The following is a 15,022-nucleotide window of genomic DNA, read 5'->3' on the forward strand; positions in this document are numbered from 1 at the left end:
TCAATTTTCTTGCCAGCCTTTTTCTATTATAGCGGTACGGTTTCACGTTACAATGACTCAAACGGGCTATATTCTGCTCCCTTGGTCTCTGTAGTTTCAAGCTGCTGATCGTGCCCTACAGGTTGTTTATCTTCCGCTGCCAAGGCTTGATGCAGGCTGCCAACAGCCACTAGCATCATGACATCCATAAACAAGATCATTAGCAAGGGATGCTCCTGCATGATCATGACACCCAGCATCGCCCCCATCATACCGCTCATCACACCGGATAAGATGCCGTCTAATGCGGCTATCCAGCTATGAGATTGACCTGCAAGTATTCCGGCTGCAACGCCGATCGTAACTCCTATTACCGTAGCGTAGAATATGGACTGCAGCCAGATTCCGAGGAGCGTTCCGCCAATCAGTCCTATCATCATCGCTACAGTCATGGACGCCATCATCGCGGTCATCTTGCTAAGCCTTGACGCACTTGCCCGAAGCCGTATGATTAAGGCTCCCGCTGCAACAATTACAGCTAGCGCCGATATCGTGCCTACACTGATCATTCCCGGAGCCCCTCCAGTGCTCACAACATTCTCGGTTTCATGATTGTGATCGTGCTCAGCTGCCAAAGCCAAAGGTGCTGTCACCATAATACTAATCAACACAATCAACATGCATAATGCAGACTTAACTCCATTCATTATCATTTCCTCAAACACCTCCATAAAATTTGGCTCATTTTATTAATGCTTTTCTCTCTATCATAGTCGCTTGCATACAAAATAGTCTGACCCGATCGGGTCATTTTACTTTTTGTTGGATAAGAAAACTCTCCTCAAGATGTAAGTTCCGGATTTGCACTTCCTTCTTATCAAGCGCATCACTCTATAACTCTAAAGAGCTATATACAACCTTTCATTCAAAATGCTAGTATAGTTTCGACATTTAAGGAGGGATAATGTATGTATAAATGGATCATGTCCATCTTGCTTGGAGCTGCCTGTGTAGTCGGATTAGGTGTATTATTCATGCAGACGGCTGAACGTCAGGGTCAAACCAAGCAAGAAGCTTCCGCACCTGCGCTCCCCGATACGCCACTGAACATCCAAGCAGCGGAAGCAAGTTATAAACAGTCGTGTATTTCATGCCATGGCAATGATTTGGCTGGCAAAATCGGGCCGAACCTGCAAAAAGCAGGCAGTAAGCTATCGGATCAACAGTTGTATACAATAATACAAAATGGACGCGGAGGCATGCCTGCCTTTAAAAATACGTTAAAAGATGATGAGATTATTAATCTGGCCAAATGGCTTGCGGAGAAAAAATGAAGCGTCATTGGTTTAAGCTCGCTATCGGTTTGTTGTTCTTAGTTATGCTTATAAGTGTTTACCGCTGGATGTCACAGGATAATCCGGTCCTCCCAACGGTAAAGCTGGCTCCTGATTTTACACTGAAGGATGTCGATAATAAACCGTTTCATTTCAGTCAATCGAATGGAACGATTCGTCTAGTCGAATTTTTATTTACCAGCTGTCCTGATATTTGTCCGACCACGACCTATAACATGGTAAAAATACAGAACCAGCTCAAGCAGCAGCATTTATGGGGGAACCAGGTTCAGTTCCTATCCATCACCTTTGATCCTGAGACGGATACTCCGGAAGTATTCATAGCCTACGGGGACTGGATGGGGATGGATTATAGCGGATGGACCTTGTTAACCGGCACAGAGAAAGAAACTGCAGAAGTAGCCAATAGCTTCGGGGTGATGGTGCAAAAGCTGCCCGATGGTACCTTCGTACATAATGTAACTTCTCTAATGCTTGTTGATCGCGCCGGTAATATTCGCAAAGTTTTCAAAATGGGCGAAGACATGAATAATGATGAAATAATAAAAATGATCCGGCAAATTGCCGAATCTTAAGAGCTAAGTTTCATTTCGAAGCAGCTTTTTCGCGTTCACTTAAAGCGATCTGGGGCATCGGATATAGGTTGGACCCATCAGTCAAATCATCGGCAATCGCTGCTTAACTCTTTATTTCGTTTGATTAGTAATTCGAATCCAGCCTTTCTCATAGGCGTATCGCGTTAATTGGACTCGATTATCCAGGTGCAGCTTCTGAAGAATATTTTTCAAATGATTTTTCACTGTATGTTCGGATATGCATAGTTCTAAAGATATTACTTTATTGGACTTTCCGCGTGCTACACACTTCAATATTTCAGTTTCCCGGGAGGTCAATGGAGATTTCTCTTGAACCGGGGTCGTTACCGAAGAGAATTCCTTCAGCAAACGCACGGCAAGTTCCCGCGACATTGGAGCTTCATCAAATGCAACCGCTCGCAGGTACTCGTGCCATGAAGCGGGGTGCAAATTTTTGAGCAAATAGCCTTGGGCGCCTCGCTTGATCGCTTCGAACAAATGCGTAATATCGTCAGACACGGTGACCATGATGATTTTCACATAAGGAAACCGTTCTTTAATTTGTTTGGTAGCTTCTAAACCGTCCATCTCCGGCATGGTGATATCCATCAATATAATATCCGGCATGGATTGCTCGGCTAAATGTACAGCTTCCCGACCATTTACTGCTTCACCTGTAATCTCAAAGCTATCGTCTGCTTGAATAATATCACGCATGGCAGCACGGGCATACGAATGGTCATCGGCTAATAAAATTCGTATCGGATTCATGACAACGATCCCCTTTCCAAATCTCATTCTCCTTTGTTGGAGCATCGGTTATATACAAACAACCGTACCTGGGGTACGGCGTTTCTATAGACATCTTATGACGAGGCATCCGGCTGTACACTGTTCAATAAGGCTTTAATTTGTTCCGTACTTGTTAATTCACCGGGAACGACCTGTTTCACCTGTCCTTCAGCGTCCACAACAAAGGTTGCAGGGAGTCCGTTCACCCTGTAGGCTTCTGCTGCCTCACCGGCAGGGTCCGTCAGGATCGGAAAAGTGAGCTTGTGCTTTTGTGCGAATTCCAGGATCGTGCCCTTGGATTCCCCCACATTGACCGCTAGGACCTCAACACCCGCTATCCCTGATTCATAGGCTTCTTTGAGCTTAGGCATTTCGTTCACACACGGTCCGCACCATGATCCCCAAAAATTAAGAAGAACTCCCTTTCCCCTATAATCCGAAAGCTTGATAGATGTCCCCTCCAGCGTCGTTACTTGAATATCAGGAGCCAAGGAACCGTTACGGATCATGTGGTTTGGCTTGGTCAAGCTCGTCGTTAGGAGAGTGTAGGTTAGCGCTGCTGCCAAGAGTCCGCCAAAAAGCCAGATGAGTTTGCTTCTCCTTGGTATGATAGGACTCATCGAGTCTCTCCTCCATTCGATTGAATACTTCCAGGTAATCCGAACAGACGATGAAAAGCGCTTTGCAGACCATGGCTTCCGTAGGACTGACGGAAATCGTTTACTGTGCCTTCTTCCATCACACGGCCTTCCTTCAGGAAAATGACATGATCCGCCACAGCCTCTGCAATCTCAAGCTGGTGGGTTGAAAATATAATCGTATGGCCCTCCATCTTAGCAGCACGGACAAGAGTGATGAAGGATTCCAGCCAATACGGGTCTAACCCGTTCGTAGGCTCGTCCATAATAAGCAGCGGAGGCTTGGTTAACAAGGCCTGTGCAAACAGCAATCGCTGACGCATTCCCTTGGAGAAGGAGGAGACGGATTTGTTTCTCACCTCGTACAGTCCGACCATATTTAGAATGTCCTGTACTCTGTCCTTAGACACCTTGCGCAGCGAGGCCCAGAAAGTTAACGTTTCTTCAGCAGACAAGCCTTGACCAAACCTGTAATCATCCGGCATATAACCAATTTGTTCTGCATAGCCTTGTCGGTCGTGCTTCCAGCTGACTCCATTCACCTCAATGCTGCCGCTTGATGGCTGCAGGATCCCGGCTATCATACGAAGGATCGTGCTTTTGCCTGCACCGTTGCCGCCGCAAAGCGCAAGCGCTTGACCTTGATTCAAGCTGAAATCGACCGAATGGATAATTTGCTGCTTCTGTATTCGTTTGGCGACTTTGTTGAGCGTTAATACATGCTTATCCATGGGAACGTCCCCTTTCCCAGACCCAATGTGCGCAGAACATCGCTGCACCTACCCAAATCAGACAAACGGCTGCAAAGCCCCATGTCCCTGTCGGCTCTTGGATCCAGCGAATCCATTCGTAGTATTCCGGACCGAGAGCTGCGCCACCGCCTAGCTTCACGACGACAAAGCATCTTACCAGCTCTGCGGGATTCAACACTGTCAATATAGCCAGCAGCGGCTTGATCCATAAATAGGGCATTAGATTAAGGACGGCAATCAGAAGGGTTGGCCACCCGATAATGGCAAAAAACCATAGGGCAACTCCAAACGTAAGTGCCTGCCAGCGATTGTGGGCCCAAGTGCCGATACATAGAGCAATGGCAAGGAACAAAATGATAAGTCCGCCCGAGAACACAATGAACAAACCGAAGGTTTGGAAATCCAAGCCTTTGCCGGTAAGGGCTCCTAAAATCCCTGTAATTCCGTAGCCAAATGCGACGATAGTCAGCAATACTAACGCTAACCCGGTATATTTTCCTATCAGAAACGAAAGCGTCCGTAGCGGATAGGTGGACAGCAGCTGCCAGCTTCCCTCCTCTTTCTCTGCTGTGAGAGAGAAAGAACCGATTAACAAAGTCATTAACGGGAGTAAATATAAAATAAAATTTAACATAGTTGAGGTGGCGCTTGAGTAGCCTTCAACCACATTTTGCGAGTTGATCAATAGTAATGATAAGCTGAAGACGGTAAACAGGCTCATGAATGAATATGCCCATGGGTTTCGGAAACCAAGCTTAACTTCCCTAAGCGCAATATGAACCCAGTTCATTGTCCGTGCATCCCTTTGTTGTTGCCGCCCATTTGCATGCTGCCATCAGATTCGGAATGTGCCTGTTTATCATGATTATTTCCGCCCATATCCATTGTTCCTTTAGCTCGCTCCCAGGTATGGCTTTTCAAATCTTCCGATGCGAGCAGCTTCCCTTTCTTTTGCTCATCGATAAATTTCTGAGCGGATGTTTTATCCTTAAAGGAATAAATGCCGTAAGCCATAGGCGTTTTAAAAGTCGCGTCATATACGTAGGAAGCGGTATTGTAGGGAATCCAGTCCTTCGTGTTATAATCTCTTACAAATTCAGCGCCTACCGTCTCAATCCCATTTTTGTTAACCCATTCATTCATGCAGCCGATATCATCAAACTTATAGTTCTTGCCATCCTTGGTTGTCAGCTGAACGGCAAACGCATCATCCTTCACCTGCATGTTGCATATGGCACATTTGTCAGTTGCTTCATTAACCGGAACGGCCGTATATTTCTCCTTGCCGCAGCCCGATAATACAGCGAAAAGCAATATTAAGGAACTCAATAACCAAATGGATTTTTTCATCTTCGTTTTACCCCCAAATAAGTGATGATCGTAATGGAACATAAGAATAGCAATAGCCCGAATATCCAAACTTGTGGATCACCGGTTTTTTTGATTTGTTTCATCTCTCCGCTTACAGGCTTCATTAACGGAGTCTTGTCGGTTGTCCATTCGTTCTTTCCCGCGGAGTACATGCTTTCCAGAAACTGCATCCCGGGAGATTGAAAAAACAGCTGAAAGGCAGGCGTAGCCGACGTTAAACGCTGAAAGAAAGGATTCATGGCGTACGTAATATTGCTCAGGCCGTCACCATCCGCATCCATCCCATGGAATTCATCCCAATAATTCCGTTCAAAACGATTATCGGTGCTCTCATTTGCTTCAGCAGGTATGACGTTGCCTATAAAATTATTATTCAAAAAATGATTTAGGTTTGATTCCAAAAACTGGATTCCGACAAAATTTTGAAGGACGTCATTGTGCTCGAATACATTCTTATGGGACTGCTCGACATATAGCCCGACCCGGTTTCCTTCAACTTTATTGTTCATAATGCGGGAAGTTTGAACGTCGAATAGCAGTAAGCCCTGTGAATTGACATTCTCACTTTGCTTGGCAAATGTATTACCTGTAACCTCGGCATCACGGACACCCATGACCATCGCACCGGTCACATTGAATTCACCGCCATTCCCCCGAACGATCGTTTCATTCGTGTACATGCAATGTATGCCATATCTTGAATGATCAACTTTATTGTTTTCAATAAGGTTGCGATTGCTGCTTTCCAGATAAATCCCATCGTTCATCTGAGAAATAAAATTATGATGTATTCGATTATCATGTGAATTGAAAAGGTCAATTCCGTTGCGTTTATCCGATAGCTTGGCCCTCTGATTCATCTCGGAGCCCGGTATCCACTGAATTGTCGTATTGGATATTTCATGCTCTCCTCCATCCCTTAACACGATGCCATAGGAATGCGTGTCGATGGTCAATCCATCCAATACGGCTTTATGCCCGTTTACCTGGACAGCGGAATGATCGCCAGGCAAGGGTTGCGTTATTTTCAAATGGCGAACACTTACTTGATCCGACGTGATCTGAATGACAGGCTGTTGATCTCCACTGCCTACAATTTCAACCGAACCCTCTCCCTCAATCAAGATCGGTTTATTTATGATAACGGGACCGCGGTAAGTCCCTTCCGGTATCATCAGCTTGTCCCCTTCGTGCGTTCGGTCAATCAAGGATTGAAGCTCAACGCTCGTATTTGCTTGAGCAGCTATCGCGCTGTGCGAGTTCCATCCGCCAAGGAATAAAACATAAATCAAGCTGATCATGAACAACAGGCTATACCGCAGCTTCGGCTTGCCGCTCATGACACTTGCAGCTCTTTCTTTTTCGTAATATGCAGATCACCTTGATACACATGAATATAGATCGAATAAGCACCTGGTTTGTCGAAAACTTTGTCTACGGAATATTGTCCGTTCCCACTCGGACTCGCCTCCTTAGTATCCGGAAGCATGGTATTATCCGATTTGCGAATGTCGAACTGTACGCCCGCTTCTTCTCCCTTGGCTAACCCTGAGATCGTCGCTATCAGCTTTACCTTTTGTCCCGCCTGTACAGCAGCCGGCTCAGATGCCAGCTCAACCTTCATCTTGGCTGGATCCTGACCTTCAGGCTTAGGAGAACATCCGGTCAAATGGGTAAGCACAAGCCCGCAAAGTACGATGATCATGATTGTCTTTCTCATGCTGCAGCTCCTTTCTATACAATTTTCAATATTTATTTTACGCAAAATACCAACGATTCCTATCACCCGTTCGGGCTATTACCGTTCATATCTTGTGAAGATATTGGGAACACTGAATAACCGAGTTCACTACTCAGACGGATCACGAGCTTTCATCGGCTTCGCCGGGGTGCCATAGGCCGTACAATGGTCAGGTAATGATTTAACAACGACAGCTCCCGCACCTACAATGGTATTTCGGCCGATGGAAACATTTTGTATCACTACCGTGCCAGTTCCGAGACTCACGCACTCACTTACGTGTGTACTACCGGACAAGTGACACCCAGGAAGAATCGATACGTAATCTTCAATTACAGTGTCATGTCCGATGGTTGATCCATAATTGATAAGTACATGATTCCCAATATGCACATCTGTCGTAATGACGGTATGCGCACATAGAACGGTTCCCTCGCCAATAATTTGGTCGTCAGCAACCACCGCGGTGGGATGAATCAGAGTGGCATACCGAATTTGCGGGTATTTTGTGTTAAGCTCCTCTACCACTCTTCTTCTTATCTCCGGCTGCCCAATGGCACATATGAAGCAGCAGCTCTCCATCTCAACATATTCTTGTACACTATTCATTCCACCCAATACGCGGACTCCCCGTAGGACCCGTCCCTGCTGTTCCAATCGCTCATCGATATATCCCAATATGTCCCATTTATGATGATCCCGGTTAATATCTTTAATCAGCTGCGCTGTTTCGCGCCCTTGTCCACCGCTTCCAACAATCACAATAGGCATCATTTTGCAATCCATCCCATGCTTTCTACCACGCGGTCCAGCCTCCATCTACAACTAAATTGTGACCGTTGACATAAGAAGAGGCATCCGAGACAAGGAATAACAATGCGGAGCTCATCTCGTCAGCTTGCGCCATTCTCCCTAGTGGAACTCTGAAGCTATACTTCTCATGAAACAAATCATTTTGCCCGGAAAATACTCCACCAGGCGTCAGTGTATTCACCCGTACCCCCTTAGGACCCCAATAAGTAGCTAAATAACGTGTTAACGAAATGACAGCACCCTTTGTAACGGAATACACGAGCGGAGTATTAATACTACACTGGAGCTCATCGTGCCAGGAGCCTTCATAAATTCGCTGATCGGGGCCGACTAACCCATAAATCGAACTAATATTGACTATAGCTCCTTTTCCTTTGGCAACCATGGAAGGGCCCAGCTCCCGTATGACGAGGAACATGGCTGTGACATTGACACTCATAACCTGATTCCAGTCATCCAGCGGAAATGATTCCAGAGGTGCAAAGAAATGAGGGGATTTACAAGCCGCATTGTTGACTATAATATCCACCCCATTATATTGCTCCTTGATCTGCTTGGCCCAAGAACAGATGGACGTTTCATCCGACAAGTCAACGGCCATACCTATTGCCAAGGAGGAGTTCAGCTGCTGATTAATCTCTGAAGCCAATGCTTGACATTGCTCGGGACACAGATCTGCAACAATCACTCGTGCTCCAGCTTGCGCTAAGGTACGGCAGTATAGCTTCCCGAGCAGCCCTGTCCCCCCAGTTACGACAGCGATTTTATTGCTGAGATTGTGACCGCTTCCCATGGAGCAATCGCCCTTTCTTGATTTACTTGACCAGCTCTAGAATACCCCAGTTCAGATGTAAGCCGGCGGAAAACTGCAGACGATCACCATTTTCCAAACGAACGGTATACGTGCCGAGCCCTTTATACACATCGGGCAAATCGATTTGTATTTGAAACGGATGCAGCTTGATCGTTTCCACTTTGCCGTCCAGCCAACGATGGATAGTTTTCATACTAAATGTATTATAGGGAGTATAGTGGCCGTCTTGGGCCGATACGCGAGTCCAATCCACCATCTTTGCATAAATATCTACTTCATTGACTGGATCGAATAACGAGCTGATATAAATTCTCCCGCCTTTTCTCGTTATGCGGATCAACTCATCCAACGCTTTCTGCGGGTTTTCCAAACACAACAGGGTTTGCCAGCAGCATGTCAGATCATAGTCATTATCTTGAAGCAGAGAAAGGTCGTAAACGTTCTGAACGTGAAAATGAAATCGGTCGCCTGTGTTGACCTTTCTTGCTTCCTCAATCAAATCATCGTTTAAATCAACCAAAGTATAAGATGAATTCGGATATTTCAGACTCAGCCAATACGAAAGAGCGCCACTCCCGCAGGCGATATCAGCAGCATGTTCAAAATGGACTTGCCCTTCGTCCAAAATCTGTTCCAGAAACTTTTGCTGCTCCGATTTATTGCCTATAAACGAATTGAATTTTTCGATGACGAATTCACCGTCTTTTTTCAGAGCAGCAATATATTGATCCTGTTCTTGATTCTTCAATTGCGCACCTCATTCTGAAGTTTTTCTTTGTGCTTAAGTATGGCCTCAACACAAATAAAGTCGATAAAATCATCAATCTCTAGCGATTTCCATTTAGGGGTAACGAAAGGCATAGTTCGTTGATGATAAAATGTTTGATATTGATAAAAAGCGGTGACGCTCGAAATATAAAGCGAGCCGTCCAGGAAATAAAGAGGCTCGATCTCCTGACGCCGACTCGGTTTTTTTGAAGCATTATCATAGGCTCTAAGTAACCCCACTTCTGTAATTCGCATTGTATAATCCGGATGAAATGCCTCCATCCTGCTCACACTAACGATGGCATCCGCCAACGCGCTGTGCGATTCCAACATTTCAAGCGCACTTTCAAGATCCCGTGCCTCTGTCAATGGTGAGGTAGGCTCAAGAAGGACGATGATATCGAAAGCTTCCCCTCTCGCTTCCAGAAAACGAAGGGCATGCAGCACAACATCGTTACTGGATGCTTCGTCGGTAGCCAATACCGTTGGGCGTAAAAAAGGAATTTCGGCACCGTGCTCGGCTGCACATGCAGCGATTTCTTTATCGTCGGTAGACACAATGACTTTATCTACAAGCTTGCAGGATGTGGCAGCTGCAATTGGCCAAGCCACGAGCGGCTTTCCGCAAAGAGGCAGCATATTTTTACCGGGCAAACCCTTAGAACCACCGCGTGCCGGAACAATAACAATCACTTTTTTACCGTTAATCAATGCCTGCCCCCACCTATCATGGAGTATTAAATAAAGTTTTGTAATCGTTGTTCGCTTTCTTATAGTCGAGGTGTTTTCCGATATCTAACCAATATTCGTGAAGCGGATAGCTCGATACGGGTACCTTTTGCTCCAATAGCCTCCCGATCAAATGGGTCATATCGAAGTACTGATTCTCAGGTATAAATGAAATAAGCTGCGGCTCCACACAGTATATTCCTGCATTAATCAGTGTCTGGATTCGCGGTTTCTCCGTAAGGCCCGTAACCCTATGCTGATTCACCTCGATCACCCCATAAGGGATTGAGATATCGTACGGAACCGATGCGATAGTAAGCGCGGCTTGCACCTTGCGATGGAATTTTAAGAATTGTGAAAAATTTGCTTTCGTTAAAATATCCCCATTAATCACTAAGAATGGCTTCGTTAATTGTTCTATGGCTAAACGAATGGCGCCCGCAGTCCCTAAACGTTCCGGTTCTTCGATGTAATGAAGGTTCACCCCATAAGCTTCACCATGTTCAAAAAATGTCTTTATCGTCTCTTTCCGATAATTAACAGCTACATAAATATCTCGAAAGCCTTCCTGTTTAAGATGCTCAATAAGAATTTCCATGATAGGCTTACCTCCGATGCTCATCATCGGTTTGGGCGTTTGTGCCGTAAGTGGACGTAAACGCGTTCCTAGACCTCCAGCCATAATCAGAACGGGGGTGGTGTGCACTTTCTGTGCCTGCTGCATCACCTGCTTCAGAAGAATGAGATCGATCACCTCACCCATTGGATTCAGGACAGGCATTTGACGTATATTCTCCTGGATCATGCGATGGATGACAGACTCACGTGGGTCCTGCTCCGACGCAAAGTGAAAGTTGACGTTTAAGATCTCCTTCACGGAATCATCCATCTTGATTCCACGGAGGATCCCTCTGCGTACGTCACTGTCGGTCACAACACCGTTCAGCTTGCTCCCGCTGCACACCAGTACAATCTCTGCGCCTGTTTTATCAATCGCTTCTACTGCATCCTTCACAGTAGCCAGCAAAGTGATCGTAAACCTCTGAAGCTCCTCTGGATGATGGTTCAGGTTTGTCATCCGCCCATTCTCCATTTCATGTCAGTCTTTGAAACCCGTCATGTGCAGGCTCCGCTTTAAGCAGCTGTGAAGCATTTCCTGTTTCGATAGCAGCTTTCAGGTATGCAAATACTTCATCGATACGGTCCCGATACAACTGTAGAATGTCGTCAGTATAAGCATAGGACGCGTAAACCGAGTTACTGGCTAAGAAGCCTTTCTCAAGCATCTCCTGTGTATACAGTGTTTTTATAATACGGGAAGGGTCTGTCTGGAACGAAATATGCAGCAGTGGGGCGATTCCGGATATATGAATCGGGACTTGATGGTTGCGTGAAGCTGTACGCCAAATGTCGGCAACCTGCTCACCGATACGTACCAAATGTGCAGGCACATCATGTTTCTCCATCTTGTTCAAAACAGCGAGCGCAGCGGCATACCCAATCCGTTCCGTCCAGAATGTGGAACTGATAAAGCTATCTTGCGCGGACTCCATGACTTCTTTTCTCCCGATGACCGCGGAAATTGCAAAACCGTTCCCTAGCGCTTTCCCGTAAATGGCAATGTCAGGATTAACGCCCATCGTTAAATGGATACCGCCGAGGTTCATCCGAAATCCGGAGGTGATCTCGTCAAAAATCAGAACCGCACCTATTTTATCCGCGATGGCTCGAACTCCTTGCAGAAAACCAGGCTCCGGATCTGTTTCCCTACGAGGCTCCATAATAATGACGCCGAGATCATCCCCATGCTCTTCCACCAGCTTTTCCAGTTGCGCCAACTGGTTGTAATAAAATGGGAACGCTGTATTTTTCATTTCCCTCGGAACACCCAGAGGCTTTAATCCGGGAAGCAGCATATCGTCAAGATGATTTGAATCACCGAGATTAGCCGACAAGTACCAATCATGCCAGCCGTGGTATCCGCAAAAGGCGACCTTGCTCTTGCCGGTTACAGCACGGCCAAGCCTTACTGCGATGGCGCATGCTTCTCCTCCCGAACGGGCGAATCGAACTTGGTCGGACCAAGGATGCAGCGCAATCAGCTTTTCCGCAAGCTCAACTTCTTCATAGCAGTTCAATGTACACATAGAACCTTTGTTTATCGCTTGAATTACAGCATGATTGACTTCCTCATCCGCATATCCAAGGACACAAGCACCTACACCCATTTGTGCAAAATCATAAAAGTGCCTGCCCTCGATATCCCATACCTCACAGCCTTTCGCCTTCTCATAGTAGGCTGGCCAGAGCTCAGGCAAAAATCGTTCGCTTCTTTTGGAAAGAAGCTGATTTCCCCCAGGAATCAGTCGTTTTGCTTTTTTCCATAGCTGTGTACCCATGGTAGTCCGTCACTCCGCATCGGCTTCATTGTTGAATCGTATCATCCGTTTCATAATCGATCCTTGCCCTTTGATTCATCAGATCATAATAATACATAGGTGAAATTCCCGTACCCGGACGTTTGACGGTCATATTGTGCTCTGTAAATTTTTCGCCCTTGGGAATGGACGTTGCAGCAACGATGCTTTTACGAACGGCATCCATATTGGTTCGTTCTGACGGGGCAGGCATTTTTACATAAGAGCCAAGGGATGCCTCTACTTGTCGAATCATACGAACCATTTCTTTTAACTCGATGGGCTCCAAAGAAGATTTGTGATCCGGGCCTGGCAGGGAACGATCCAGAGTGAAGTGTTTTTCAATCATACTAGCTCCTCTGGCTGCAGCAGCAATGGAAATAGCGATGCCTTCGGAATGGTCGGAGTAGCCGACGGGAAGCTGAAACGCCGAGGATAAAGTATCCATCATTCGCAGGTTGATATCCTTAAAAGGCGCAGGATACTCGGTTGTACAATGCAAAAGTGTCACACGTTCTTTCAAGAGCCGCTGACCTTCCCCGGAGATATAAGCTTGCTGGAAAGCTTCAAGGGAAGGGGAAGTATTTGTAAGTTCTGAATTGAGGTATCCATAAGCTACTACCCCTAAAGCAGCCTCAATCTCACCCAATAAGCACATGCCGGTCGACAGGATGATGGGCTTTTGGGTTCTTGCTGCTTCTAACAATAGCGGCGCATTAGTAATTTCGCCGGATGCAATTTTGATACGCTTGACCTTGTATTTAGCTGTAAGCAGCTTGACACTGTCCGTATCAAATGGTGTGGATATAAAATCAATGCTCTTTACCCGGCAATATTCTACGATGCGGTCGTGTGCTTCTTCATTTAATTGCAAAGCCTTCAGCATAGTAAGCTGTGATTCGTTCAATCCGGTATTGGACTTCTGATAACGTGCTTTCGCTGTCGTTGCTGTTACAATCTTATCTGCTTTGAATGTTTGGAATTTAACTGCGTCAGCCCCGGCTTCCATGGCAGCATCGATCAGTGCGATTGCTAAATCTAGGGAACCGTTATGATTCACCCCTGCTTCAGCGATAATATAGGTTTTGCTCATAGGTTCAGCTCCACATCATAAAACGATTTGATAAGGAGAGATTTTGCATCCGTCTGCTTTAAAATTTCTTTTATCAGAAAGGACGAATTTGCACTTCGATAAGGAGGTATCACCTTGGAGATAGATTCGCAAAACGTATCCGAGAGTGCGGTCTGAATGGCAGCAACGATATCCGGTGTTCTCGCCTGGACATCCAACACGGAATGGGCCCGCAGCCTCCCTTTTTGGCGATCTCCGATATTGATGGTCGGCTTCTTTAGAGCAGGCGCTTCAATAATTCCGCTGGATGAATTACCGATGACCGCAGCAGAGTACAACATCGTGTTTATATAAAGATGGCCTAAGGATTCAATGGCTCGTACGCGCTCTGCATGCTGTAAAGCGTACTGTTCCAAAAGTCTGCGGATCGTTTCGCTCCCCGTATCGGCGTTAGGCATTGTGATGATAATGGATGCTTCGGGGAAATGATCCAATGCAGCCAGGAGCTCTATGGTCATTCGCTCATTTTCTTCGGGGTGCATCGTTTCCGGATGTAAGGTAACCAGAAAGTTAATTTCCTTGAACGGAAAGCCCAAATGCTCTTCCAGCTCTTGCAGGCTAATCAGCTTAACCTTATCGATGAAATCCAATCCGGGTGAACCGACATCAAATACCGTTCGGGGATCCTCGCCCATTTGGATCACTCTTTTCCGATAGGGCTCCGCTGCAACGAAATGTAAGTGAGCCATCTTTGTTATCGCGTGCCGTATACTGTTATCGATCGCCCCTTCGGTAATTTCTCCGCCATGGATATGGGCAATCGGAACGTTGAGGAGCAGCGCCGCTTGGGCCGCCGCCAATATTTCATAACGGTCACCCAGCACAACAACAAGATCAGGTGATAATTGGGACAAGGATTCAGCAAACCCGCTCACTCCCTGTCCTACTGCTTTCGCCATCCCGACTGGCGTGTTATCTGATAAATCCAATGGAATTTTTGCATGGATTTCGAAGCCATCCTTTTCGATGCAGGTGTATGTTTCTCCATATTCAGGGGATAAGTGGGCACCGGTTACTGCCGTTACTAATGACAAGTCCGGATCCTTGGCAATTTCGCGCATCAAACCATGGAGCAGACCGTATTCGGCTCTGGAACCGGTAATGATGCAAATTTTACGACGAATGCAGATCCCTCCATTCGTTGAT

General features: G+C 46.2%; 18 protein-coding genes. 2 read left to right on the forward strand and 16 right to left on the reverse strand.

The window, feature by feature from the left end; all coding sequences use genetic code 11:
- Positions 1–47 precede the first annotated feature (47 nt).
- Positions 48–692, reverse strand: a complete 645-nt coding sequence (locus CF651_RS27890) for a hypothetical protein (protein WP_094018134.1) — start codon at positions 690–692, stop codon at positions 48–50.
- Between the two features lie 255 nt (positions 693–947).
- Here CF651_RS27890 and CF651_RS27895 point away from each other — a divergent pair, with 255 nt between their 5' ends.
- Both CF651_RS27895 and CF651_RS27900 read left to right on the forward strand, forming a co-directional pair.
- Positions 948–1,313, forward strand: coding sequence for a c-type cytochrome (locus CF651_RS27895; protein WP_094018135.1), 366 nt, complete (start codon positions 948–950; stop codon positions 1,311–1,313).
- Positions 1,310–1,909 carry an SCO family protein gene (locus CF651_RS27900; RefSeq protein ID WP_094018136.1) on the forward strand — a complete coding sequence of 200 codons (600 nt, stop codon included), beginning with the start codon at positions 1,310–1,312 and terminating at the stop codon, positions 1,907–1,909. Before CF651_RS27895 ends, CF651_RS27900 begins: the two co-directional genes overlap by 4 nt.
- Before the next feature lie 111 nt (positions 1,910–2,020).
- Here CF651_RS27900 and CF651_RS27905 read toward each other — a convergent pair whose 3' ends face one another.
- The 15 genes from CF651_RS27905 to neuC form a co-directional block, all read right to left on the reverse strand.
- Positions 2,021–2,680, reverse strand: coding sequence for a response regulator (locus tag CF651_RS27905; RefSeq protein WP_094018137.1), 660 nt, complete (start codon positions 2,678–2,680; stop codon positions 2,021–2,023).
- A gap of 95 nt (positions 2,681–2,775) precedes the next feature.
- Positions 2,776–3,321, reverse strand: coding sequence for a redoxin domain-containing protein (locus CF651_RS27910; RefSeq protein ID WP_094018138.1), 546 nt, complete (start codon positions 3,319–3,321; stop codon positions 2,776–2,778).
- Complete coding sequence (locus CF651_RS27915) at positions 3,318–4,070, reverse strand: ABC transporter ATP-binding protein (RefSeq protein WP_094018139.1); 753 nt, start codon at positions 4,068–4,070, stop codon at positions 3,318–3,320. The genes CF651_RS27910 and CF651_RS27915 overlap by 4 nt, the downstream gene beginning before the upstream one ends.
- The gene (locus CF651_RS27920) at positions 4,063–4,881 is read right to left on the reverse strand and encodes an ABC transporter permease (protein WP_094018140.1); all 819 of its coding nucleotides are present in this window, start codon (positions 4,879–4,881) and stop codon (positions 4,063–4,065) included. Before CF651_RS27920 ends, CF651_RS27915 begins: the two co-directional genes overlap by 8 nt.
- Positions 4,878–5,441, reverse strand: coding sequence for a nitrous oxide reductase accessory protein NosL (locus CF651_RS27925; protein ID WP_094018141.1), 564 nt, complete (start codon positions 5,439–5,441; stop codon positions 4,878–4,880). Before CF651_RS27925 ends, CF651_RS27920 begins: the two co-directional genes overlap by 4 nt.
- Positions 5,438–6,802, reverse strand: a complete 1,365-nt coding sequence (locus CF651_RS27930; RefSeq protein WP_094018142.1) for a right-handed parallel beta-helix repeat-containing protein — start codon at positions 6,800–6,802, stop codon at positions 5,438–5,440. The genes CF651_RS27925 and CF651_RS27930 overlap by 4 nt, the downstream gene beginning before the upstream one ends.
- Entirely contained in the window at positions 6,799–7,182 is a 384-nt protein-coding gene (locus tag CF651_RS27935) for an Ig-like domain repeat protein (protein ID WP_094018143.1), read from the reverse strand. The genes CF651_RS27930 and CF651_RS27935 overlap by 4 nt, the downstream gene beginning before the upstream one ends.
- 129 nt (positions 7,183–7,311) lie before the next feature.
- Positions 7,312–7,977 (reverse strand): acetyltransferase, encoded by a 666-nt coding sequence (locus CF651_RS27940; RefSeq protein ID WP_179233023.1) that lies wholly within the window; start codon positions 7,975–7,977, stop codon positions 7,312–7,314.
- A 22-nt stretch (positions 7,978–7,999) separates the two neighbouring features.
- Positions 8,000–8,809, reverse strand: coding sequence for an SDR family oxidoreductase (locus CF651_RS27945; protein WP_094018145.1), 810 nt, complete (start codon positions 8,807–8,809; stop codon positions 8,000–8,002).
- Between the two features lie 22 nt (positions 8,810–8,831).
- Positions 8,832–9,578, reverse strand: coding sequence for a class I SAM-dependent methyltransferase (locus CF651_RS27950; RefSeq protein WP_094018146.1), 747 nt, complete (start codon positions 9,576–9,578; stop codon positions 8,832–8,834).
- Complete coding sequence (locus CF651_RS27955; protein WP_094018147.1) at positions 9,575–10,309, reverse strand: acylneuraminate cytidylyltransferase family protein; 735 nt, start codon at positions 10,307–10,309, stop codon at positions 9,575–9,577. The genes CF651_RS27950 and CF651_RS27955 overlap by 4 nt, the downstream gene beginning before the upstream one ends.
- A gap of 16 nt (positions 10,310–10,325) precedes the next feature.
- Positions 10,326–11,405, reverse strand: coding sequence for a nucleotidyltransferase family protein (locus tag CF651_RS27960; protein ID WP_179233024.1), 1,080 nt, complete (start codon positions 11,403–11,405; stop codon positions 10,326–10,328).
- A 16-nt stretch (positions 11,406–11,421) separates the two neighbouring features.
- Positions 11,422–12,726, reverse strand: coding sequence for an aminotransferase class III-fold pyridoxal phosphate-dependent enzyme (locus tag CF651_RS27965; RefSeq protein WP_094018149.1), 1,305 nt, complete (start codon positions 12,724–12,726; stop codon positions 11,422–11,424).
- 25 nt (positions 12,727–12,751) lie between these two features.
- Entirely contained in the window at positions 12,752–13,837 is a 1,086-nt protein-coding gene (gene neuB / locus CF651_RS27970) for an N-acetylneuraminate synthase (RefSeq protein WP_094018150.1), read from the reverse strand.
- Positions 13,834–15,006 (reverse strand): UDP-N-acetylglucosamine 2-epimerase, encoded by a 1,173-nt coding sequence (gene neuC, locus CF651_RS27975; RefSeq protein ID WP_342746623.1) that lies wholly within the window; start codon positions 15,004–15,006, stop codon positions 13,834–13,836. The genes neuB and neuC overlap by 4 nt, the downstream gene beginning before the upstream one ends.
- Between the last annotated feature and the right edge of the window lie 16 nt (positions 15,007–15,022).

The organism is Paenibacillus rigui (genome assembly GCF_002234615.1).
Lineage (GTDB): Bacteria > Bacillota > Bacilli > Paenibacillales > NBRC-103111 > Paenibacillus_S > Paenibacillus_S rigui.